This window comes from Angustibacter aerolatus (assembly GCF_054776675.1).
In genome coordinates, this window is the sequence record NZ_BAAHBM010000057.1 from 1 (window position 1) to 21,924 (window position 21,924).

Genomic DNA, 21,924 nt, shown 5'->3' on the forward strand with positions numbered 1-21,924 from the left:
GGCGCTCGCACCGGTGCTGGCCGGTCTGGTGGCCGCGCCACCGGGCGCCCGGTCGCGGCTGCTCGACCTCGGCGTCGAGCCGGTCGGCCTCGCCGACGTCGTCGACCGGCTGCCGCTGACCGGCGAGCCGACCTGGTGGCACGCCCTCTACGTCGGCCTCGCGCCGCTCGCCGACGACTCGGCCGGCCGCGAGGCGCTCGGTGCGCTGCCGGTGCCGCTGGCCGACGGACGGCTGGTGCGCGGGGTGCGTGGCCTGCTGCTGCTCGACGACGTGCTCGCCCCCGAGGTGCTGCAGCCGTTGCGGCAGTGGGGGTTGCGGCTCGTGCACCCCGAGGCGGCGCACCCGCTGCTGACCCGGCTCGGTGCCACGCCGGCCACCGCCCGCGGCCTGCTCGACGACCCGGCGGTGCGGGCCGCCGTCGACGACAGCCCGGACGCCGACGACCCCGCCGAGGTGGCCGCCGCGGTGCTCGGGCTGGTGGCCGCCGCGGGTGACGCGCTCGCGCCGGGCGACCTGCCGTGGCTCGCCGACCTCGCGCTGCCCGACGCCGACGACGACCCGGCACCCGCCGGAGCGCTGGCGCTCCCGGGGTCGCTGGCCGCGCGGGTGCTCGACCCCGACGACATCGGGCTGCTGCACGAGCGGGTCGTCGACGCCTGGCCGCGCGAGGCTCTTGTCGCCGTCGGCGTCCTCGACTTGCTCGCCGTCGTGCGGGCGGCCGACGTCGACCCCGCTGACCCGCCCGACGAGCTGGCCGACGTCGCGGGCCTGGAGGAGTGGTTCGACCTGGCCGACGGGCACGAGCTCGGCGAGGTGGTGGCGGTGCGCGACCTCGACGTCGTGCTCGACGCGGCGTGGCCCGAGGTGGTGCGTGCGCTGGCCGCCGACCCCGTCTCGCGCCGCGCCCTGGTGGACCCGGTGCGCCGGCGCGACGGCGGCGCGCTGCCGCCGCCGACCGCCTGGTGGCTGGGACGACGCCTGGGGTCGGCGGGCACCGTGGAGGGCGTCGCCGCCGAGCTCGACGGGCTGCTCGACCCGGCACCGGCGTGGGTGCGCGACCTCGATCCTGCGGTGCGGTCGGCGCTCGGCGTCGCCGGGGCCGGTGAGCCGCCGTCGGCGGTGCTGCCGGTGCTGCTCGACCGCCTCGGCGACGACCGCCGCGACCCGCCGGTGACCGCCTGCCTCAAGGCCTGGGCGCTGCTGGCGGACGCCGGCGACGACCTCGACGTCGACCCACCGGCCAGGGTGCGGGTGCTGCGCGGCGACGGCACCGCGCTGGTGCACCCGCGCGACGCGGTCGTGGCCGACGACCCGCGCTGGCTGCAGCGCACCGACCTGGGTGGACTCGTCGTGGCCCCTGCCCGCGGTGCCGAGCGGCTGGCCGACCTGCTCGACGTCCGGCTGGCGAGCGAGGTCGCCTCCGGCGTGCTCACCAGCGACGGCTCGAGAACGCCTGTGCCGCAAGGGGTTCGGGCGGTGCTGCCGGGCGCGCCGACCGAGTGGACGGAGCACGACGAGCTGCAGGTCGACGGCCACGACGTCGAGTGGTGGGTCGACGACACCGGTCACCCGCACGCCGCGACGCTCGCCGGGCTCGCCCGGGCGCTGGCCTGGGCCGCCGGCTCGTGGGCCGCGCGCTGGACGATCGCCGAGGTGCTCGCCGACCCGGCGTCCGCGGTGCAGGTCGCCGTCGAGGACGCCGCCGGCTAGCTGCTCAGTCCTGGGCGCCGTGCGCCATGGCGGCGTTGCCGCGGCCGCGGTGCAGGTAGAGCAGCCCGATCAGCCCGAGGCCGATGCCGGAGACGCAGGCCCAGGGCCACCAGTCGCGGTCGGCGCGGTGCAGCGCCGGCACCAGCAGCGTGACGACGAGGGCGACCACCCAGACGGCGACGCCGGCCCAGACGACGGGGATCGTGTCGACGCCGATCGGCTGCAGGTCCTGCCCCGACTCGGGGTGCGGTGCGGGGTCGGCCACGCCGCGATCCTACGGCGTGACCAGCGCGTGGTCGGCGAAACACGGTGGACCCACGCGCGTGGCAAGATGCGGCCCGCCCGGCCGGGAACCGCCCCCCGCCGTCGGCCCACCGCCCGAAGGGACCGGCATGTCGTCCAGCACCACCACGTCGCCGCGCAGCACCGAGCCGACCGGCGCGCTCGACCGCTACTTCCGCATCTCCGCCCGCGGTTCGAGCGTCGCCCGCGAGCTGCGCGGCGGGTTCGTCACGTTCTTCACGATGGCCTACATCGTGGTGCTGAACCCGCTCATCATCGGCACCGCGCAGGACAGCACCGGCCACTTCCTCGGCGGCGGCGACGCCCCGAACCTGCCGCTCGTCGCGGCCGCCACCGCGCTCGTCGCCGGGGTCATGACGATCCTCATGGGCGTCGTCGCGAACTACCCGCTGGCGCTCGCGACCGGCCTGGGGCTCAACGCCTTCGTGGCGTTCGGCATCGCGACGCTGCCGAAGATGACGTGGGCCGACGCGATGGGCCTGGTGGTCATCGAGGGCGTCATCATCCTGGTGCTGGTGCTCACCGGGTTCCGGACGGCGGTCTTCCGCGCGGTGCCGACGCAGCTGAAGACGGCGATCAGCGTCGGCATCGGCCTGTTCATCACGATCATCGGCCTGTTCGACGCCGGCTTCGTGCGCAAGCCCGCCGGCCCCACCCCGGTCGAGCTCGGCGTCGGCGGGTTCCTCGCCGGCTGGCCGTCGGTCGTGTTCGTCGTCGGCCTGCTCGCCATCATCGTGATGATGGTGCGGCGGGTGCGCGGCGCGATCCTGTTCGGCATCCTCGGCGCCACCGTGCTCGCGGTGATCATCGAGGCGGTCGGGCACGTCGGCTCGCAGACCGACGCCACCGGCAAGCTGGTCAACCCCACCGGCTGGGGCCTGAACGTGCCGAAGCTGCCCGACACGATCGTCGACGTCCCCGACTTCGGGCTGCTCGGCCACTTCGACCTGCTCGGCTCGTTCAAGGCGATCGGCGTGGTGAGCGCGGCGCTGCTCATCTTCACGCTCCTGCTCGCCGACTTCTTCGACACGATGGGCACGATGGTGGCCATCGGTGCGGAGGCCGACCTGCTCGACGACGAGGGCAACCCGCCGAACGCCGAGCGCATCCTCGTGGTCGACTCGCTCGCCGCGGTGGCCGGCGGCGTCGGCAGCGTCTCGAGCAACACGTCGTACATCGAGTCGGCGTCCGGCGTCGGCGAGGGCGCCCGCACCGGCCTCGCGTCCGTCGTCACCGGCGTGCTGTTCCTGCTCGCCACCCTGCTCGCGCCGCTCGTCGCCGTGGTGCCCTACGAGGCGGCGACCCCGGCCCTCGTCGTCGTCGGGTTCCTGATGATGCAGCAGGTGCGCGGCATCAGCTGGGACGACCTCGACATCGCGATCCCGGCGTTCCTCACGATCGTGCTGATGCCGTTCACCTACTCGATCACCGCGGGCATCGGCGCCGGCTTCGTGACCTACGTGCTCATCAAGGTGGTGCGCGGCAAGGCCTCCGAGGTGCACCCGCTGCTCTGGATCACCGCCGTGCTCTTCGTCGTCTACTTCGCCATCGACCCGATCAAGTCGGTGCTCGGCGTCGGCTGATCGTCAGGGGATCAGCGCCAGCTTGCCGCCGGGGTGGCCGTCGGCTAGCAGGCGCAGCGCGTCCTGGGCGTCGCGCAGAGGGAACGTGCGGGCCACCGGCACGACGATCTCGCCGCGTCCGGCGGCCTCCAGCAGCCGCAGGCGCACCTCGTCGCGGAAGGCCCGGCTCTCGGGCATCGTGCCGCCGACGACGACGAAGCCCTCGTCCTGCGCGCGCTGGAACGCGGCGATCGTCACCAGGCGGTCGCGCGGCACGAGGGCGAGCGAGGTGTCGAGGGCCTCGTCGGTGCCGACGCAGTCGTACGCCGCGTCGTAGCCGTCGGGTGCGGCGTCGCGCAGCCGCTGCTCGAGGCCGTCGCCGTACTCGATCGGCTCGCCGCCGAACCGGCGCACGACCTCGGCGCCGCGGGCCGACGCGGTGGCGACCGCCCGCACGCCGGCGTCGCGCAGCAGCTGCAGCAGCACGACGCCGACCGAACCCGACCCGCCGTGCACCACGACGGTCTGCCCGCGCTCGACCGGCACGACCCGCAGCACGTCGGCCGCGGTCGCCGCGACCAGGAACAGGTTGGCGGCCTCGGGCCAGTCGAGCCGCTCCGGCTTGTGGAACACGTCGGGCGCCGGCACGTTCAGCCGCTCGCTGTACCCGCCGGTCACGCGGAACGCCACGACCTCGTCGCCCACCGACACCGGCCCGGTCGCGAGCGCGGCGCCGTCGCCGACGGCGGCCACGACGCCCGCGACCTCGTAGCCGATGGGCAGCGGCAGTCGCGACTCGTCCCGGCCCTGGTAGCCGACGATCCCCTTGTAGTCGGTGGGGTTCACGCCGGCGGCGCGGACGTCGATCGCCACCTCGCCGGGCCCGGGTGCGGGCACCTCGACGTCGAACGGCTGGAGCTGGTCGATGCCGCCGAAGGCGACCGCCTTCATCTGCAGGGTCATGACGCCATCAGACGTCGCACCGGGCGACGCGGCAACCGGGTGGGTCAGCCCAGCGCGGTGCTCGCGGCGCGCAGCTGGTCGAGCGCGGCCAGCGCGTGCGGCGCGAGCCCGTCGTCGTCGGCGCGCTCGCCCTCGGACCACTCGGCGTACCCGCGCTTGAACGCCAGGACGCCGAGCTCGGCGGCGAGGTGCGCGATGGGCTCGGGCACGCCGCGGGCGACGAGGGCGTCGGTCGCGGCGACGGCGAGCCCGACGCTCTTCAGGGCGTCGCGTTCCTGCAGCTCGGTGCTGGCGGCGACGGCGGCGCGGATGCGCGGCCCGAGCTCGCGGTTGGCCGGGCCCATCGCCGTCGAGGCCCGCTCGAGCCCCGCCGCCACCGCCTCGAGCGGCGTCGCCCCGGACGGCGCCTCGCCGATGCCCTCGGCCAGCAGCCGCCCCAGCGTCTCCTGGCCGGCGACGAGCAGGTCGCGCTTGTCGGGGAAGTGCCGGAAGAAGGTGCTCTTCGTGACGCCGGCGCGCTCGGCGATCTGCGCGACGGTCGTGACGTCGTACCCCTGGTCGGCGAACAGGTCGACGGCCGCCACGACCAGGCGCTCGCGTGCCCCGGGTTGCCATCGCGCCACCGCGCCATCCTAGTCGACGGGACAATGGTCCCATCGCGCTGCTACGGTGATGGGACATCAGTCCCGTCACAGAGGAGCACACCGTGCACGTCTTCGTCACCGGCGGCACCGGCACCATCGGCACCGCCGTCGTCGCCGAGCTGCTGGGCGCCGGTCACACCGTCGAGGCGCTGGCCCGCTCCGACGCGTCCGCCCGCGCGCTGCAGCAGGCGGGCGCCGCCGTCCGGCGCGGTGCGCTCGACGACCTCGCCGCGCTGCGCGACGGGGCCGAGCGGGCCCAGGGCGTCGTCAGCCTGGCGTTCAGCCGCGACTACTCCAGCCCCGAGGCGCTGACGCGCGGCATGGACGAGGAGCAGGCCGCCCTCGAGGTGCTCGGCCGCGCCCTCGTCGGCAGCGACCGGCCGCTCGTCACCGTCTCGGGCACGCCGTGGGTGCCCGGCCGCGCGTCGACCGAGGACGACCCGCTGCCCTCCGACGGCCCCGTCGGGCAGCGCGGCCGCACCGTGACCGCCCTGCTCGCGCTGGCCGGCCAGATCGTGCGCACCTCGGCGGTGCGCATGCCGCGCACCGTGCACGAGGACGGGCGCGGCGGGTTCGCCGGCCTGCTCACCGAGGCTGCCCGGCGCACCGGCGTCGCGGGGTACCCCGGCGACGGCAGCCAGCGCTGGCCGGCGGTGCACGCCCGCGACGCCGCGGTGCTGTTCCGCCTCGCGCTGGAGTCGGCGCCGGCCGGCACCGCGTGGCACGCGGTGGCCGACGAGGGCGACGCCGTGCGCGACGTCGCGGCCGTGGTCGGACGACGGCTCGGCCTGCCCGTCCGGTCGGTGCCCGAGGAGACCTTCGGCCCGTTCGGCCCCGTCTTCGCGATGGACCAGCCGGCGTCGAGCGCCCGCACCCGCGAGGTGCTGGGGTGGCAGCCGGTGCACCCGAGCCTGCTCGACGACCTCGAGCTGCTCCAGCCCTGAGCCGTGCGGCTGTCGGCGGCGGCGGCTAGCGTCGCGCGGCATGGAGCCCACGCCGTCCGCCGACGACCTGCTCGCGTCGTACGCCGCCGACGCCGCACGCCTGGGGGCGATCGCCCGCGACGGCGACCTGCAGGCCGCGGTGCCGACCTGCCCGGGCTGGACGCTCGGCGACCTGGTGTGGCACTGCCTCAACATCTTCGCGCACAAGGTGGCCGCGCTGCGGCTCGGACGACGACCGGCCGACGGCGAGTGGGAGCCGGCCGACCCGCCGGACGACGAGCTGCTCGACCGGTACGACGAGGTGGTGGCCGACCTCACGACGCGGCTGCGCGACCTCGGGCCGGACGCCGCCTGCTGGACCTGGCTGCCCGGTCACGAGACCACGGCGTTCTGGTACCGGCGGATGGCGCACGAGGCGTACGTGCACCGGGTCGACGGCGAGGTCGCGGCCGGGCTGGTGCCGACGCCCGCGGTGCCCGGGCTCGGCGCGGACGGCGCGCTGGAGGTCGCCGACTGGTTCGCCGGCGACCCGCGGGTGCGCGAGCGCGCGGGCTACGACAGCGGCTCGGCAGGCGGCGTGCTGCTGGTGGCCGGGGGGAGCAGCTGGCTGGTACGCCTGCCGGACGGCGGGCACGAGGTGCTGCCGGCCGCACCCGACGACGCGGGAGCGGACGCCACGGTCAGCGGCTCGGGCGAGGCCGTCGACCTGTGGCTGTGGGGGCGCGACGTCGAGGGCGCGCACGTGCAGGTCGTCGGCGACGAGGCGGTGCTCGCGCGGCTGCGGGCCCGGCTCGACCTCGCCGTGCAGTAGGCACGCGCCCGGGTCGCGCCTTCGAGGTCATTTGCTAGACTAACGATCCTATGGATGACAGAGCCACCACGTCAGGTACCACCACGCGCCGTGCCCCCGGCGCCCCCGCGCTGGCCGCCGAGCTGCGGGTCGCGGTCATGCGCACCTCCCGCCGCCTGCGCCTCGAGAGCACCGACCAGATCAGCCCGGGCCAGTTCTCGGTGCTGGCGGTGCTCGACCGGCAGGGGCCGTCGACGCCGCGCGAGCTGGCCGTCGCCGAGCACGTGCAGCCGCCGTCGATGACCCGGACCATCGGGCTGCTCGAGGAGCTCGGGCTGGTCGCGCGCACCGACCACCCGACCGACGGTCGCCAGGTGCTCATGTCGCTGACCGACGCCGGGCGCGCCACGATCCGCGAGACCCGCCGGCGCCGTGACGCCTGGCTGGCCAAGCGGCTCGCCGAGCTCGAGCCGCACGAGCGGGCGACCCTGCAGGAGGCCGCGGCGATCCTGCTGCGGGTGAGCGACCGATGAGCCCCACCTTCCGGGCGCTCCGCACGTTCAACTACCGCCTCTGGGCGGCTGGCTCGATCGTGTCGAACGTCGGCACCTGGATGCAGCGCGTCGCCCAGGACTGGCTGGTGCTGACCGTGCTCACCGACCACTCCGCCGCGGCGGTCGGCATCACCACCGGCCTGCAGTTCCTGCCGGTGCTGCTGCTGGCCCCGTTCGCCGGCGTCCTGGCCGACCGGCTGCCCAAGCGGCGGCTGATGCTGGCGACCCAGTCGGCGATGGGCGTCGTCGGGCTGGTGCTCGGGCTGCTCGTCGTGACCGGCCAGGCCCAGCTGTGGCACGCCTACGCGTGCGCCCTCGCGCTCGGCGTCGTGCAGGCGTTCGACTCGCCCGCGCGGCAGTCGTTCGTCAGCGAGATGGTGCCGCGCGAGGACCTCTCGAACGCCGTCGGCCTGAACAGCGCGTCGTTCCACGCCGCGCGCATCATCGGCCCCGGCATCGCCGGCCTGCTCATCGCCTGGGTCGGCACCGGCCCGGTGTTCCTGGTGAACGCCGCCACGTTCGCCGGCACGCTGTTCTCGCTGACCCACATGCGCGTGCACGAGCTGCGGCCGGCGCCGCGCCAGCGTGCCAAGGGGGCGCTGCGCGAGGGCGTCGCCTACGTGCGCGGTCGTCCCGACATCGTGCTGATCATGGCGATCGTCTGCATGGTCGGCACGTTCGGCCTGAACTTCCAGATGACCACCGCGATCATGGCGACCGCGCAGTTCCACAAGGGTTCCGGCGAGTACGGCCTGCTCGGCTCGATCATGGCGATCGGCTCGCTCGGCGGTGCGCTGCTGGCCGCCCGGCGCGAGAAGCCGCGGCTGCGGCTGGTGATCGGCGCGACGCTGCTGTTCGGGGTGTTCGCGACCGTCTCGGCCCTGATGCCGACGTACGGCACCTTCGCGGTCTCGCTGGTGCCGGTCGGCCTGGCCTCGCTGACCCTGATGACCAGCGCGAACGCGACCGTGCAGCTCAGCGTCGCGCCCGAGATGCGCGGCCGGGTGATGGCCCTCTACATGGCGATCTTCATGGGCGGCACCCCGATCGGCGCACCCGTCGTCGGCTGGGTCGGCGAGACGCTGGGCCCGCGCTGGACCATCCTGATCGGCGGCCTGGTCTCGCTGGTCACCGGCCTGGTGGCGTTGGTCTACGTCGTCCGCACCCGGGGTGTGCGGGTGCGCTACCGGCTCGGCCGGACCCCGCACCTGCAGGTCACCAGCGCCGGCGCCGAGCGCGCCGCGGCCCGCGAGGTGCTGGCGCTGGACGCCGCGACCGACCGCCGCTCGGCGGCCTGACGGCTACCTGAGCAGCCCGCCCACCAGCACCACGACGACGAGCAGCACCAGGGCGCCGCTCACGACGAGGCGGCGGCTGCGAGGCGACATGCCTCGACCCTAACGAGCGCCTGCCGGGGCGGGGGCGCTGCCCGGTGCCGGCACCTCCGCCGCCCGGCGGCGTCCGGCGTCCAGCTCGCGCCACTCGGGGCGCAGGGCCGGCAGCGTCGTCGCCACCAGGTACACCGCGCCGCACACCAGCAGCGCGGTGCGGACGCCGAGGTGGTCGCTGAGCAGGCCGCCCACCAGGCCGCCGAACGGGATGAGCGCGAACGCCAGGCTGCCCATCAGCGACAGCACCCGGGCCCGCAGGTGCTCCGGGATCCGCTCGACCTCGACCGCCCCCAGGATCGGGTTGAGCGTGCCCGCGCCGAGTCCGCCGACGAACAGCACCACGAGCACCACCGGCAGCGGCACGTCGAGCGCCAGCACGACGAAGCGCGGCGCCCCGACGAGGAAGAACCCCCAGCCGAACGTCGCCCGGCGCGGCAGCCGGTGCCCCACGGCGGCCGCGGTCAGCGCGCCGATCACCGCCCCGGCGCTCATCGTGGCCGCGACCACGCCGACCAGCGGCGCCCCGCCACCCTGCCGGGTCGCCCAGACGGCGAGCAGCACCCCGCCGTACGCGGCGTCGAGCAGGTTCGTCACCGAGACCATCCCGACGATCGAGCGCAGCAGGCCGTCGCGCCGCACGAACCGCGCACCGGACGCCAGCCGCGCCCGGTAGGAACCGGCGGCGTCCGGGTCGTCGGCGTCGAGCTCGGCCGGCCCGATGGCGGCGACGGCGGCCGGCACCCCGACCGCCACCACGACGGCGGCCACCAGGAACGACGCGGCGTCGGCGGTCAGGGCCCCGGCGGCCCCGACCAGCCCGACCAGCGCCGCCGCGCCGAGCGGCCCCAGCACCGAGGCAGCTCGGCTGGTGCCGTCGGCGAACGCGATGCCGCGCTCCACCGGCATGCCCGCGGCTCGCGCGACCGTCGGGATCATCACGTACTTCGCGCCGTCGCCGGGCCCGCGGCAGGTGCCGGCCAGCGCGCACAGCACCAGCAGCGCGGTGAACGTCAGGTGGCCCGTCGCGTGCAGCAGCGGGATCGCGCCGACCACCAGGGCGCTCGCCACGTCGCTCGCGATGCTCACCCGACGGGTGCCGACGCGGTCGGTGACCGGTCCGGCCAGGGCCGTCGACAGCGCGTACGGCGCGGTCTCGGCCATCGCCACCAGACCGGTGCGGGTCGCCGAGCCGGTCGTGAGCAGCACGAACAGCGGCAGCGCCACCATGCTCAGCCGGCTGCCCACCAGCGACACGGCGTAGGCGCCGAGCAGCGCGACCGCCGGACGCCGCGACGCGGGGGCCGCGACCGCTCCGGCGACGGGGGAGGTCATCGCCCGTCGCCCGGCCGCTTGAAGACCAGCACCTGCGCGACCACCCGCTCGGCGTCGTCCGGCGCGTCGGGCTCGTCGCTGCGGCGGAACTCCTCGAGCACCGCCATCAGCCGCTCGGCCAGCCGGTCGGCCTCGTCCGGCGTCAGCCGCAGCTCCTGGTCGCTCAGCGTGCCGCGGCCCCGCCACTGCGGCGGCAGGTACGGCAGCTCGTCCATCGCGGACTGCACCCGCTGCGCGTACACCTGCGTGACGCCGCGCAGGTACTGCTCGCTCGCCTCGCTCGCCTCCGGGTCGGCGGCCATCGCCATGTCGTCCATGCGCGTCGAGCGGTGCGCCGCCCGCCACCAGCGCTCCCGCCCCTGGCCGCGCTCGGCGTCCTCGACGATGAACCCGTACGCCGCGAGCTGGCGCAGGTGGTAGCTGGTGGCCGCGCTGCTCAGCCCCAGCCGGTTCGCCAGGCCGGTCGCGGTGTCGGCCCCGTCCGACCGCAGCATGCCGAGGATGCGCACCCGCAGCGGGTGGGCCACCCCCCGCAGGTTGCGCGCGTCGAGGTGCGCCGTGCCGGACGGCTGGTCGGGTCGCTGGTCGCTCACGGCGCCAAGGTATCGATGCAAAGACTCCTTTGCCAAGACCTCTTTGCATCGAGCCGCCCACTGGTGCGCGCCACGTGAAGTCGGCTCGCGCACCGTTCGATGGGCGTGCAACCCCCTGGAACGGTGCCGCAGCCCAGCGAAGGTGCGGCGTCGGACGGCGCGGTGACCGGTCGGTGAACAGTGCCCGACACCTCGCGCGGCGCCCTGACGGCGACCCCGGACGCGCACGTAGCGTGCGAACGCTCCCTGCCCGCACCCGACGAGAGGCACCCGTGACGCAGCTGCTGCCGCAGACCGCGACCGCCACCGAGCCCGGGGAGGGGAGCGACGCGACCGGTGCGTCCGGGGCGAGCGAGACGGCGCGCCGTCCGGACGTCGAGCGCGTCGCCACCGGGCCGGGCGGGCGCGAGCAGAGCCGGCTGCACGCGCTCGACGGGCTGCGGCTGCTCGCGGCGCTGGTGGTGATGTGCTTCCACTACACGGCGATCTCGCACACCACGAAGGACTGGGGGCGGTCGCCGCGCGAGCTGTTCCCGTCGCTGTCGCAGGTCACGGTCTACGGCAACCTGGGCGTCGAGCTGTTCTTCGTGATCAGCGGCTTCGTGATCTGCATGAGCACCTGGGGCCGCACGCTCGGCGACTTCTTCCGGTCCCGGGTGGCGCGGCTGTATCCGGCGTACTGGGTGGCGGTGCTGCTGATCACCGCGGCGAGCTTCGTGCTGCCGGTCGTGCAGAAGCCGCTCCGGGCCGACGAGGTGCTGGTCAACCTGTCGATGCTGCAGCAGCCGTTCGGCACGCCCCGGGTGATCGGCGTCGACTGGACGCTCTGGGTCGAGGCGCGGTTCTACCTGCTGTTCGGGCTGTTCGTGGTGTGGCGGGGGGTCACCTACCGCCGGGTCGTCGGCTTCGCGATGCTCTGGCTGGTGGCTGCGGTGGTCGCGAACGGGGTGAAGGCGCCGTTCCTCGACGCGATCGTGATGCCGATGTGGGCGCCGTTCTTCTGCGGCGGCCTCGCCCTCTACCTGGTGCACCGGTACGGCAGCGACCTGCTGCTGTGGGGGATCGTCGCCGTGAGCTGGGTGCTCGGCCAGAACGCCGTGATCCGCGCGCTGTGGCGGCCGCCGGGCACGAAGGGCGTCTACATCGAGCGGCACGCGCTGTGGCTCGTCGTCGGCCTGACCCTCTGCTACGCGCTCGTCGCAGCCGTCGCCCTGGGCTGGTTCCGCTTCGCCCGCTGGCGGTGGCTGACGGTCGCCGGTGCCCTGACCTATCCGTTCTACCTGGTGCACGAGCACCTCGGCTGGTTCTGGATCCGCGTGCTGCGCCGGTACCTCCACCTGCCGGTGCCGCTGGTGCTGCTGCTCACCGCGGCGTCGATGCTCACGCTCGCCTGGCTGATCCACCGCTTCGTCGAGCGGCCGCTCGGTCCGTGGCTGAAGCGCGGTCTCGCGCAGCAGGCTGCGGCGATCCGGCTGAAGACGGCCGCCCGCCCCTGAGACGATGGGCGGGTGACGCAGACCCTCGAGGCCGCCCTCGCCGACCTGCGACCGATGCTGCTCGACGCCGACGGGCTCGTGCGCGCGGTCGCCGCCGGACGCCGCCGCGCCGAGCACCCCTCGGTGGTGCGCGCCGAGCTGCGGCCGGTCGACCTCAAGCGCGGCCGCGAGCTGCAGCTGGTGACGAACGACGGCCGGCAGGCGACCACCCGCAACCTGCCGTACGACGAGGCCGGCACCGCCGTCGACGACCTGCTGGCCGAGCCGTTCGGCAACTGGCACGTCGAGACGGTCGACGCCACCGTGCAGCTGCGGGTCACCAAGAAGGGCGCCGCGCTGGTGCACCGCACGGCCGCCAGCCGGCGCGGCGTCGAGGCCCGGGCGCACGACCGCGCCAAGCACCACCTGCTCGACCCGGCCGACCCGCTGTTCACGGTGCTCGGTGCCGACGCCGACAAGCGCCGCCAGGTCGACGCCTTCCTGCGGCTGCTCGAGCCGGCCCTCGACCGCCTGCCCGACCGCACCGGCCCGGACGGCGCCGTGCGACCGCTCCGCGTCGTCGACCTCGGCTGCGGCAACGCCTACCTGACGTTCGCGGCGCACCGCTGGCTCACCGACCGGCTCGGGGCCGGCCAGGTGCGCACGCTCGGCGTCGACGTCCGGCCGGACGTCGTGGCACGCAGCGAGCGGCTGGCGGGGGAGGCGCGGCTCGACGGCCTGTCGTTCGCCGTCGGCACCATCGCCGACGCCGAGGTCACCGAGCGGCCCGACGTCGTGCTGGCGCTGCACGCCTGCGACACCGCGACCGACGAGGCGCTGGCCCGGGCCGTCCGCTGGGAGGCGCCGGTGGTGCTCGCCGCCCCCTGCTGCCACCACGACGTGCAGCGGCAGCTCGCCGCCGGACCGGGCGCCCCCGAGCCCTACCGCGCGCTGGCCCGGCACGGCATCCTGCGCGAGCGCTTCGCCGACGTGCTGACCGACACCTACCGCTCGCTGCTGCTGCGGATGCTCGGCTACAAGGTCGAGGTCGTCGAGTTCGTCGACTCCCGGCACACGCCGCGCAACGCGATGGTGCGGGCCGTGCGCACCGGCACCCCCGCCCGCCGCGAGGTGCGCCACGAGTACCGCGCCCTCACCGCCGACTGGGGCGTGCACCCGGCGCTGGCGCGCATGCTCGACGCCGAGGTCACCCGGGCGCTCGGGTGATCGCTGGCTCCGTGGCCGCCCTCGCGCTCGCGGGGCTGGCCGCCTCGACGTCGTCCGAACCCCCTGCAGCACAACGTGTCTCGACGATCCGCGACGACCGGATCGGCGAGCAGAGCGACCTGGTGGCGAGCCCGACGCACCGCGACCTGCTGTGGCTGACGAACGACTCCGGCGACAGCGCGCGGGTGTTCGGCGTCTCGCCGCGCACCGGCCGCACCCGCGCGGTGCTGACCCTGCGCACCGACGCCCGCGACGTCGAGTCGCTGGCCGGGGGCACGACGTCCGACGGCCGCTCGGTGCTGTGGGTCGGCGACACCGGCGACAACTCCGCGGTGCGCGAGAGCGTGGTGCTGCGGCTGGTCGACGAGCCCGGCAGCGTGCGCTCGCAGTCGACCGACGTCGTGTCGCTGCGGGTGCGCTACCCGGGCGGCCCGGCGGACGTCGAGGCGATGGTCTGGACGACGGACCACCGGCTGCTGCTGATCACCAAGGAGCTCCTCGGCGGGCGCGTGCTCGAGGTGCCGTCGTCGGCGGTCGACCGTGCGCTGGCCGGCCGCTCGGTGACCCGCCCGGCGCTCGCGAAGCAGGTCGCACGGGTCTCGCAGTCGTTCGTCACCGACGCGTCCGCGCTGCCCGACGGTCGCGTGCTGGTGCGCGACTACGTCGGCGTCGTGGCCTACGACCCGCCGGCGAAGGGCCGGATGCGCTCGCTCGCGTCGGTCGACCTGCCCGAGCAGCAGCAGGGCGAGAGCATCGCGGCCACCCTCGACGGCCGGTACGCGTACGCCGGGTCGGAGGGACAGGTGCAGCCGCTGTGGCGGGTGCGGCTGCCGAGGCTGCCGGCGCCCGAGCGCTCAGAGACCCCGGCGACGACGCGGGTCGGTCAGGCGCAGCGGGTGGTGCGCGACGCCGTCCGCGAGCGGCCGCTCGACTGGTCGGTCGTCGGGGCGGTGACGCTGCTCGGCACCGTGCTCATCGCCGTCGTGGCAGGTGCGCGACGACGTGGTCGACGCAGGCGGTGAGCGCCTCGACGTCGCTCGGGTCGACGGCGGGGAACATGCCGACGCGCAGCTGGTTGCGGCCGAGCTTGCGGTAGGGCTCGGTGTCGACGATCCCGTTGTGCCGCAGCTGCTTCGCGACCTCGGCGGCGTCGATCGAGTCGTCGAGGTCGATGGTGCCGACGACGGGTGAGCGGTGCGTCGGGTCGGCGACGAACGGCGTGGCGTAGTCGCTGCGGTCGGCCCAGCCGTACAGCCGCGACGCCGAGTCGGCGGTGCGCGCGGCGGCCCACGACAGGCCGCCGTTGCCCAGCAGCCAGTCGAGCTGCGCGGCCATCATGAGCAGCGTCGCGATCGCGGGGGTGTTGTACGTCTGGTCGAGGCGGCTGTTGTCGATCGCCGTGGTGAGGCTGAGCGACTCGGGCACCCACCGCCCGCTGCCCCCCAGCTCGCGCGCCCGCTCGATCGCCGCGGGCGAGAGCAGCGCGAACCACAGGCCGCCGTCGGACGCGAACCCCTTCTGCGGCGCCAGGTAGTAGGCGTCGCACTGCGCGAGGTCGACGTCGACCCCGGCCGCCGCCGACGTCGCGTCGACCAGCACGAGCGGGCCGCCGTCGTCCGGTGCCGCGGTGCCGGCGACGCGCTGCACCGGCAGGACGACGCCGGTCGAGGTCTCGTTGTGCGGCCAGGCGTGCACGTCGACGTCCGGGTCGGCGACCGGGTCGGGCCGGGTGCCGGGCTCGGAGCGGACGACGTGCGGCTCGGCCAGGAACGGTGCGGCGGCGGTGGCCTGCGCGAACTTCGCCGAGAACTCGCCGAGCACCAGGTGCTGGGCCCGATCGCGCACCAGGCCGAGGGTCGCGACGTCCCAGAACGTCGTCGAGCCGCCGTTGCCGAGCACCACCTCGTAGCCGTCCGGGGCCCGCAGCAGCTCGGACAGGCCCGCGCGCACCCGTCCGACGAGCGCCCGCACGGGGGCCTGCCGGTGCGAGGTGCCGAGCAGGTGCCGGCCGGCGTCCGCCACGGCCTGCGCCTGCTCTGGGCGCACCTTGCTCGGGCCCGACCCGAACCGGCCGTCGACGGGCAGCAGGTGCTCCGGGATCTCCACGGCGGCGATCCTCCCAGACCTCGTACGGTGGGCGGGTGAGCAGTCCACTGGTCGACCCAGACGCCCGCCTGCAGTACGCCGGCGACCTGCTCGGCGAGGTCGAGGGCGCGCCCTGGCCGCTGCTCGAGCGCTGGTACGCCGAGGCGGTGGCCGACGACCGGGTCGTCGAGCCGGGCGCGATGGTGGTCGCGACGGTCGACGCCGAGGGCGTGCCGGACGCGCGCACCGTGCTGCTGAAGCAGCTCGACCCGAGCGGGTTCGTCTTCTACAGCAGCAGCGGGTCGGCGAAGGGCGCGCAGCTCGCGGGGCAGCCGCACGCCGCCGTCGTGCTGCTGTGGCACCCGATGTTCCGGCAGGTGCGGGCCCGCGGCCGGGTCGAGCGCACCACGCCGGACGAGGCCGCGGCCTACTTCGCGCACCGGCCGCGCGGGTCGCAGGTCGCCACCCGCGCCTCCCGCCAGTCGCAGCCGCTGGCCGACCGAGCCGACCTCGAGCGCGCCGTCGCCGCGGAGGAGGCCCGCTGGCCCGACACCGGCTCGCCCACCGACGTCCCACCGCCGGAGGCCTGGACCGGCTACCGCGTGGTGCCCGAGGTCGTCGAGCTGTGGGTGGGTCGGCAGTCGCGGCTGCACGACCGGGTCGCCTTCCGCCGCACCGGCGACGGCGACCTGGCGGACCCCGCGTCGTGGCGGGCGGAGCGCTTGCAGCCCTGACCCGTGCCCGCATGCCGGACGACGCGTCCCGACGCGTGAGACGAGGTGCTCGACCGGACGGCGGGGGCCGGGGTAGCGTGACCTCAGTCACACGGGCGCCGTCGTCGCCGTCCGTCCCCCTCGCAGGGGTCCGGCGACGACCAGGGAGCACCGCATGTCCGCATCACGCCACGCCCGCGTGCCCGTCCACCCCGCCGTGCAGGCGGTCACCGATCGCATCGTGCGGCGCAGCCGACCGGGCCGCATCGCCTACCTCGACATGATCGAGCGCGCCCGGGCCGCCGGCCGCTCGCGGTCGGCCCTCGGCTGCAGCAACCTCGCGCACACCGTCGCGGCGTGCGGCCCGGCCGAGCGCACCGCCCTCGTCGGCGAGGCCGCGGTGAGCCTGGGCATCGTCACCTCGTACAACGACATGCTGTCGGCCCACCAGCCGTTCGAGACCTACCCGCGGCACATCAAGGACGTCGCCGCCGGCATCGGTGCGGTCGCCCTGGTCGCGGGCGGCGTCCCGGCCATGTGCGACGGCATCACGCAGGGTCGGGCCGGCATGGAGCTCAGCCTCTTCAGCCGCGACGTCATCGCGATGGCCACGGCGATCGCGCTCAGCCACGACGTCTTCGACGGCGCCCTGCTGCTCGGCGTCTGCGACAAGATCGTGCCCGGCCTCGTCGAGGGGGCGCTCGCCTTCGGCCACCTGCCCGCCGCGCTGGTGCCCGCCGGCCCGATGGCGAGCGGCCTGCCGAACGCCGAGAAGGCCGCGGTGCGCCGTCAGCACGCCGCAGGCGAGATCGGCCGCACCGAGCTGCTGCAGGCCGAGGTCGCGTCGTACCACTCGCCCGGCACCTGCACGTTCTACGGCACCGCCAACAGCAACCAGCTGCTGATGGACGTCATGGGCCTGCACCTGCCCGGCTCGGCGTTCATCGCCCCCACCGACCCGCTGCGCGACGCGCTGACCGCCGCCGCGACGAAGCGGGTGGCCGAGATCGCCGCGAGCAACGCGCCGTACGGCATCGGCCACGTCGTCGACGAGCGGGTGGTCGTCAACGGCGCGATCGCCCTGCTGGCGACCGGCGGCTCGACGAACCACACCATGCACCTCGTCGCGATGGCCGCGGCCGCCGGCATCGACCTGCGCTGGGACGACCTCGACGACCTGTCGCGCGTGATCCCGCTGCTGGCCCGCATGTACCCCAGCGGCACGGCCGACGTGAACCAGTTCCACGTCGCGGGCGGCACGCCCTACCTCGTGCGCACCCTGCTCGACGCCGGTCTGCTGCACGGCGACGTGCTGACCCTCGCCGGGCGCGGGCTCGAGCGCTACACCCGGACGCCGGTGCTCGGCGACGACGGCGAGCTGACCTACCGCGACGCCCCGGCCGACAGCCTCGACCGCACGGTGCTGCGCCCGGCCGACGACCCGTTCGCCCCCGACGGCGGGCTGCGGCTGGTGCGCGGCAGCCTCGGCCAGGCAGTGGTCAAGGTGTCGTCGGTGGCGCCCGAGCACCTCGTCGTCGAGGCCCCCGTGCGGGTCTTCGCCGACCAGACCGGCGTGCTCGAGGCGTTCAGCCGCCGCGAGCTCGACCGCGACGTGATCGTCGTCGTGCGCGAGCAGGGCCCGTCCGCCAACGGCATGCCCGAGCTGCACCAGCTGACGCCGTCGCTGTCGGTGCTGCAGCGTCGCGGGTTCCAGGTCGCGCTCATCACCGACGGCCGCATGTCGGGAGCGTCCGGCGCGATCCCGGCCGCCATCCACCTCACGCCCGAGGCCGTGCACGGCGGCCCGATCGCGCTGCTGCAGGACGGTGACGTCGTCCGCCTCGACGCGCTGCACGGCACCCTCGACGTGCTGGTCGACGCGGCGCAGTGGCAGGCTCGGGTCGTGCCACCCCGGGTGGTCGAGCCGGTCGCGGGCACCGGGCGCGAGCTGTTCGGCGCGCTGCGGGCCGTGGTCGGCCGGGCCGACGAGGGGGCGCACGTGTTCGGCGCCCGCTTCGTGACGCGCGGTGCGTCCGCCGACAGCCTGACCGCCGACCTGCAGGAGAGTGCCCGATGACCGCCGCCCCGCCGTCCGACCTCGACGACCTGCGCGACGTCGGCGACGTGCTGGGCATCGCGCCCGTCGTCCCGGTGGTCGTGATCGACCACGTCGACGACGCCGTGCCGCTCGCGAACGCCCTGCTGCGCGGCGGCATCGGCATCATCGAGGTCACCCTGCGCACCCCCGCGGGGCTCGGGGCCATCGCCCGCATCGCGCAGGAGGCACCCGACGTCGTCGTGGGGGCCGGCACGGTGACGACGCCGGGCCAGGTCGACGCCGTCCGCCAGGCCGGTGCGCGGTTCCTCGTGACGCCCGGGTCGCCCAGGCGGCTGCTCGGTGCGGCGCTCGACAGCGGCCTGCCGGTGCTGGCCGGCGCGAGCACCATGACCGAGATGATGGAGCTGGCCGAGCACGGCCTCACCGGCATGAAGTTCTTCCCCGCCGAGCCGAGCGGCGGTCGGGCGTTCCTGTCGGCCGTGTCGGGCCCGCTGCCCGGGCTGCAGTTCTGCCCGACCGGCGGCATCACCCTCGAGTCGGCGCCGTCGTACCTGGCCCTGCCGAACGTCTCGTGCGTCGGCGGCTCGTGGCTGACCCCGCGCGACGCGGTGGCGGCGGGCGACTGGGGTCGCATCGAGCGGCTGGCCCGCGAGGCCTCCGCGCTCGGCGGCTGACCGCGTCAGGGCGTGAAGAAGCCCGCAGGTGTCGGCCTGTGCCGACGTCGCACTGGACGGGGTGCGACGAACCTGCGGGCTTCCGGTGACTGCCTGGATCTCGCCGGCCGCTGCTCGCGGTGGGAGGGATCTCAGGAGCCCGTCCTGGGTAGAACGGCGGCTAGCGGGCAGCCACCTCACGCGTCCGATGAGAAATCACAGTACGGACCACCTCCTTTCCCGTGTACGTCAACGGTACGTCGGGATCCGCTGTGCGGCAACGGGGTTGCGCGTCAGACGGTGGTGACGACCTCGTCGTACCCGAGCCGGGGGCTGCGCGGGAACCACGCGTCCTCGCCGGGGTGGCCGACGTTGACCACGGCGAGCACGTGCCGGTCGGTGCCGGCGAAGAACTCCGCGTCGATCCCGGCCGCGTCGTAGCCGGTCATCGGCCCGGCCGCCAGGCCCGCGGCGCGCACCCCGAGGATGAAGTAGGCCACCTGCAGCGTGCCGTTCAGCGTCGCCGCGCCGGCCCGCACCTCGTCGTCCGCGAACACGCCCTTCGCCCCCGGGAAGTGGGGGAACGTGCGGTGGAACTGCTCGTGGAAGTCGTGGTCGGCCGCCAGCACCGCCACCAGCGGGGCCGCCCCCGTCTTGGCCCGGTTGCCCTCGGCCATGTGCGGCAGCAGCCGCGCCCGCGCCTCGTCCGACCGCACCAGCAGCACCCGCAGCGGCTGGCTGTTCATCGACGTCGGCGCCCACTGCACCAGGTCGTGGATCGCCCGCACCTGCTCGTCGGTCACCGGCTCGTCGGTGAACGTGTTCGCCGTCCGCGCCTCGCGGAACAGCAGGTCCTGGGCGTGCCGGTCGAGCTGCAGCAGGTCGGCCAGCGTGGTGTCTGTCGTCGTCATGGCTGATTGAACTTTCAACCTCCTGCGCTTGTTCCCACGCCGCCCACCCCGCCCCCGACCGCCCGCCCCTCGTGCGCCCGCCCGTCCCTCGTGCGCGAGCCACGTGAAGTTGGCTGCGGCACCGTTCCATGGGCGTGCAAACCCATCGAACGGGGCCGCAGCCACAGGAGGCACAGGGTCACCCCACGTCGGCCGGGCGCAGACGGCCGGGTCTGGCGAGGCCGCGCCGCGCAGCGTGCTGCACCGCGGCAGCGAGGCGCCGTCCGACCAGGTCTGCGTCGTGCACCTCGCGCCAGGTGAAGCGCACGACCACCCAACCGGCTCGCTCCAGCGCCTGCTCCCGCCGTCGCTCGGCCAGCACGACGTCACCCACGTCCTGGCCCGGCCGCAGCAGTCGGCCGTACTTCACCGCTCCGTCGAACTCCCCGAGCACTCCGGCGGCGACCCAGGCGAAGTCCGGCCGGTACGTGCCGAGGTCGGTCTCGACCTGCAGCTGCAGCTCGTCCGGCGGCCGCCCGACGGCGTGGAACGTCCAGCGGCTGATGCTCTCGCCCGGTGACTCCGCTCGCTGGTCGGCGAGGGCGAGCGTCCGACGTGCCCGCGAGGACCCCGGCCAGTCGCCGGTCGTGGTGGCCAGCCGCTGCAACAGCTCGACGTCGGCGCCGCCGGCGAGCGCGGCGTCGACGACGGGCAGTGACGCACGTCCGTCCCAGCCCCGAGCCACGTCGAGGGCGGTCCGCTCGAGACCGGTCACGGTGAGACCGTCGACCGTCGTCCGGTCATCGGCTGCCAGCGAGCAGACGTGGTGCTTGACCCCCGCCTCGAGCCGGCTGGCGCCCGGGCGTCCCGGCCGTGTCACGTGGACGACGTCCAGGGGCAGTCCCGGCACGGGCAGGTGGTGCACGACCGCGGCGGTGACGTGGCTGAGCACGTGGTCGGTGAGCCTGAGCGTCACGGCCAGGGCGCGCATCCGATGACGCTCGGCGTCGTCAGCTGTCCGGTGCACGTCGCCGGTGACGAAGGCACCTCGGCGAAGCCGCACCCAGTCGCCGCGGCGGACCCGTCGGGCGATCTCCTGCGGGCTGTACCCGGCGCGGGAGGCGTCCGCCGTCGTGAACAGGCCGTGCGCTCGCTGTGTCATCGGTGGCTGCATCGGCGCAGCGTGCGGTGGCGCGGCGTGCGCAGGCACCCTGCCTCCGGGTCCTGTGGACGAGGCGGCCCTTGTGGACCACCACTGTGGACGACGATCGGGGGGCTGCGACGTCGGCGGTGTCGGCCGAGTGCCGTGCCTGGGCCTGGCGGCTGCGAGCGAGCCGGCTGGTTGCGGCGGCCGCCCGTCGAGCCACCAGAGCCGCCGGGATCGAAAGCCGCAGGGTTCCTGTGGCTGCCGCACTGTTCGACGGGTGTGCACGCCCATCGAACGGTGCCTCGGCCGACTTCACGTGGCGCGCGGCAACCCAACCTGGGGGGCAGGAGGGCGTGCCGGCACCGAGCACTCGTGCGGCCTGCGAGCCGGACGCAGCCCGGCCCTCCTGCGGCTGCCGCACCGTTCCAGGGGTGTGCACGCCCATCGAACGGTGCCGCAGCCGACTTCACGTGGCGCGCGGTACCGAGCGGGCGTGATCAGACCGCGGCGGCCCAGGTGCGGAAGGTGGTGTCGAGGGCGTCGACGGCGCGGGCCCAGGAGGCGTCGGCGGGGCGGGGGGTGCGGTCGAAGCCGCCGGCACGCTCGAGGGACACGAAGCCGTGCAGGGTGCTGTGCAGGAGGCGGACGGCGTCGGTCTCGTCGGGTTCGGCGAGCCGGTAGCCGCGCAGGACGGCGCGCGTGAGGTCGGCGTGCCGGGTGCCGGCGGCGACCACCTCGGGCAGGGGGTCGCGCAGCTCGAGCTGGGTGGCGGCGTAGCGGCCGGGGTGCTCGACGGCGTAGCCGCGGTAGGCGGCCGCGACGGCGAGCAGCGCGTCGCGGCCGGGCAGGCCGGCGACGGCGGCGGCGGCTCGGTCGGCCAGCTCGTCG

Annotated in this window: 21 protein-coding genes; 12 read left to right on the forward strand and 9 right to left on the reverse strand. The window is 75.2% G+C overall.

What is annotated here, in order from left to right; translation table 11 throughout:
- Nucleotides 1–1,711, forward strand: a 1,711-nt coding sequence (locus ACYVI6_RS13030; protein ID WP_460446785.1) for a thioesterase domain-containing protein, incomplete at its 5' end; no start/stop codon positions are given.
- A gap of 4 nt (nt 1,712–1,715) precedes the next feature.
- Here the strand turns inward: ACYVI6_RS13030 and ACYVI6_RS13035 are convergent.
- A complete protein-coding gene (locus ACYVI6_RS13035; RefSeq protein WP_284288327.1) occupies nt 1,716–1,976 on the reverse strand; it encodes a DUF2530 domain-containing protein in 261 nt (86 codons plus the stop codon).
- Between the two features lie 127 nt (nt 1,977–2,103).
- On the opposite strand from ACYVI6_RS13035, the gene ACYVI6_RS13040 reads away from it, so the two are divergent.
- Nucleotides 2,104–3,597 (forward strand): NCS2 family permease, encoded by a 1,494-nt coding sequence (locus ACYVI6_RS13040; RefSeq protein ID WP_460446786.1) that lies wholly within the window; start codon nt 2,104–2,106, stop codon nt 3,595–3,597.
- A gap of 3 nt (nt 3,598–3,600) precedes the next feature.
- Here the strand turns inward: ACYVI6_RS13040 and ACYVI6_RS13045 are convergent, their stop codons facing one another.
- Together ACYVI6_RS13045 and ACYVI6_RS13050 are read right to left on the reverse strand one after the other, a co-directional pair.
- A complete protein-coding gene (locus ACYVI6_RS13045) occupies nt 3,601–4,539 on the reverse strand; it encodes an NADP-dependent oxidoreductase (RefSeq protein WP_460446787.1) in 939 nt (312 codons plus the stop codon).
- A gap of 44 nt (nt 4,540–4,583) precedes the next feature.
- Nucleotides 4,584–5,162: a TetR/AcrR family transcriptional regulator gene (locus tag ACYVI6_RS13050; RefSeq protein WP_460446788.1), complete on the reverse strand. Its 579-nt coding sequence runs from the start codon at nt 5,160–5,162 to the stop codon at nt 4,584–4,586.
- Between the two features lie 83 nt (nt 5,163–5,245).
- Here ACYVI6_RS13050 and ACYVI6_RS13055 point away from each other — a divergent pair, with 83 nt between their 5' ends.
- The 4 genes from ACYVI6_RS13055 to ACYVI6_RS13070 are packed head-to-tail and all read left to right on the forward strand — an operon-like array spanning nt 5,246 to nt 8,769.
- Nucleotides 5,246–6,127: an NAD-dependent epimerase/dehydratase family protein gene (locus tag ACYVI6_RS13055; RefSeq protein ID WP_460446789.1), complete on the forward strand. Its 882-nt coding sequence runs from the start codon at nt 5,246–5,248 to the stop codon at nt 6,125–6,127.
- A 40-nt stretch (nt 6,128–6,167) separates the two neighbouring features.
- Nucleotides 6,168–6,938 (forward strand): maleylpyruvate isomerase N-terminal domain-containing protein, encoded by a 771-nt coding sequence (locus tag ACYVI6_RS13060; RefSeq protein WP_460446790.1) that lies wholly within the window; start codon nt 6,168–6,170, stop codon nt 6,936–6,938.
- A 50-nt stretch (nt 6,939–6,988) separates the two neighbouring features.
- Entirely contained in the window at nt 6,989–7,450 is a 462-nt protein-coding gene (locus tag ACYVI6_RS13065; protein WP_460446791.1) for a MarR family winged helix-turn-helix transcriptional regulator, read from the forward strand.
- Entirely contained in the window at nt 7,447–8,769 is a 1,323-nt protein-coding gene (locus tag ACYVI6_RS13070) for an MFS transporter (RefSeq protein ID WP_460446792.1), read from the forward strand. Before ACYVI6_RS13065 ends, ACYVI6_RS13070 begins: the two co-directional genes overlap by 4 nt.
- Nucleotides 8,770–8,868: 99 nt before the next feature.
- Here the strand turns inward: ACYVI6_RS13070 and ACYVI6_RS13075 are convergent, their stop codons facing one another.
- Both ACYVI6_RS13075 and ACYVI6_RS13080 read right to left on the reverse strand, forming a co-directional pair.
- Nucleotides 8,869–10,194 carry an MFS transporter gene (locus ACYVI6_RS13075; protein ID WP_460446793.1) on the reverse strand — a complete coding sequence of 442 codons (1,326 nt, stop codon included), beginning with the start codon at nt 10,192–10,194 and terminating at the stop codon, nt 8,869–8,871.
- Nucleotides 10,191–10,787, reverse strand: coding sequence for an ArsR/SmtB family transcription factor (locus tag ACYVI6_RS13080; protein ID WP_460446794.1), 597 nt, complete (start codon nt 10,785–10,787; stop codon nt 10,191–10,193). Before ACYVI6_RS13080 ends, ACYVI6_RS13075 begins: the two co-directional genes overlap by 4 nt.
- Nucleotides 10,788–11,059: 272 nt before the next feature.
- Between ACYVI6_RS13080 and ACYVI6_RS13085 the strand changes: the two genes are divergently transcribed.
- Genes ACYVI6_RS13085 through ACYVI6_RS13095 form a run of 3 tightly spaced genes read left to right on the forward strand, consistent with a single transcriptional unit; the run spans nt 11,060 to nt 14,511 of the window.
- A complete protein-coding gene (locus ACYVI6_RS13085) occupies nt 11,060–12,283 on the forward strand; it encodes an acyltransferase family protein (RefSeq protein WP_460446795.1) in 1,224 nt (407 codons plus the stop codon).
- A gap of 12 nt (nt 12,284–12,295) precedes the next feature.
- Nucleotides 12,296–13,489, forward strand: coding sequence for a class I SAM-dependent methyltransferase (locus tag ACYVI6_RS13090; RefSeq protein WP_460446796.1), 1,194 nt, complete (start codon nt 12,296–12,298; stop codon nt 13,487–13,489).
- Nucleotides 13,486–14,511 carry a hypothetical protein gene (locus ACYVI6_RS13095; RefSeq protein WP_284288310.1) on the forward strand — a complete coding sequence of 342 codons (1,026 nt, stop codon included), beginning with the start codon at nt 13,486–13,488 and terminating at the stop codon, nt 14,509–14,511. Before ACYVI6_RS13090 ends, ACYVI6_RS13095 begins: the two co-directional genes overlap by 4 nt.
- Here ACYVI6_RS13095 and serC read toward each other — a convergent pair.
- Nucleotides 14,462–15,604, reverse strand: coding sequence for a phosphoserine transaminase (gene serC, locus ACYVI6_RS13100; RefSeq protein ID WP_460446803.1), 1,143 nt, complete (start codon nt 15,602–15,604; stop codon nt 14,462–14,464). The genes ACYVI6_RS13095 and serC overlap by 50 nt on opposite strands.
- A gap of 26 nt (nt 15,605–15,630) precedes the next feature.
- On the opposite strand from serC, the gene pdxH reads away from it, so the two are divergent.
- The 3 genes from pdxH to eda all read left to right on the forward strand — a co-directional run bounded on the left by pdxH (nt 15,631) and on the right by eda (nt 19,020).
- The gene (gene pdxH / locus ACYVI6_RS13105; RefSeq protein ID WP_460446797.1) at nt 15,631–16,308 is read left to right on the forward strand and encodes a pyridoxamine 5'-phosphate oxidase; all 678 of its coding nucleotides are present in this window, start codon (nt 15,631–15,633) and stop codon (nt 16,306–16,308) included.
- A 154-nt stretch (nt 16,309–16,462) separates the two neighbouring features.
- Complete coding sequence (edd, locus tag ACYVI6_RS13110) at nt 16,463–18,364, forward strand: phosphogluconate dehydratase (RefSeq protein ID WP_460446798.1); 1,902 nt, start codon at nt 16,463–16,465, stop codon at nt 18,362–18,364.
- Entirely contained in the window at nt 18,361–19,020 is a 660-nt protein-coding gene (eda, locus tag ACYVI6_RS13115) for a bifunctional 4-hydroxy-2-oxoglutarate aldolase/2-dehydro-3-deoxy-phosphogluconate aldolase (RefSeq protein ID WP_460446799.1), read from the forward strand. The genes edd and eda overlap by 4 nt, the downstream gene beginning before the upstream one ends.
- Nucleotides 19,021–19,292: 272 nt before the next feature.
- Here eda and ACYVI6_RS13120 read toward each other — a convergent pair whose 3' ends face one another.
- The 3 genes from ACYVI6_RS13120 to ACYVI6_RS13130 all read right to left on the reverse strand — a co-directional run.
- Nucleotides 19,293–19,910 carry a malonic semialdehyde reductase gene (locus tag ACYVI6_RS13120; RefSeq protein WP_460446800.1) on the reverse strand — a complete coding sequence of 206 codons (618 nt, stop codon included), beginning with the start codon at nt 19,908–19,910 and terminating at the stop codon, nt 19,293–19,295.
- A gap of 178 nt (nt 19,911–20,088) precedes the next feature.
- Nucleotides 20,089–21,051 (reverse strand): type IV toxin-antitoxin system AbiEi family antitoxin domain-containing protein, encoded by a 963-nt coding sequence (locus ACYVI6_RS13125; protein WP_460446801.1) that lies wholly within the window; start codon nt 21,049–21,051, stop codon nt 20,089–20,091.
- Between the two features lie 482 nt (nt 21,052–21,533).
- On the reverse strand, nt 21,534–21,924 hold a 391-nt coding region (locus tag ACYVI6_RS13130), incomplete at its 5' end, for a TetR-like C-terminal domain-containing protein (protein WP_460446802.1).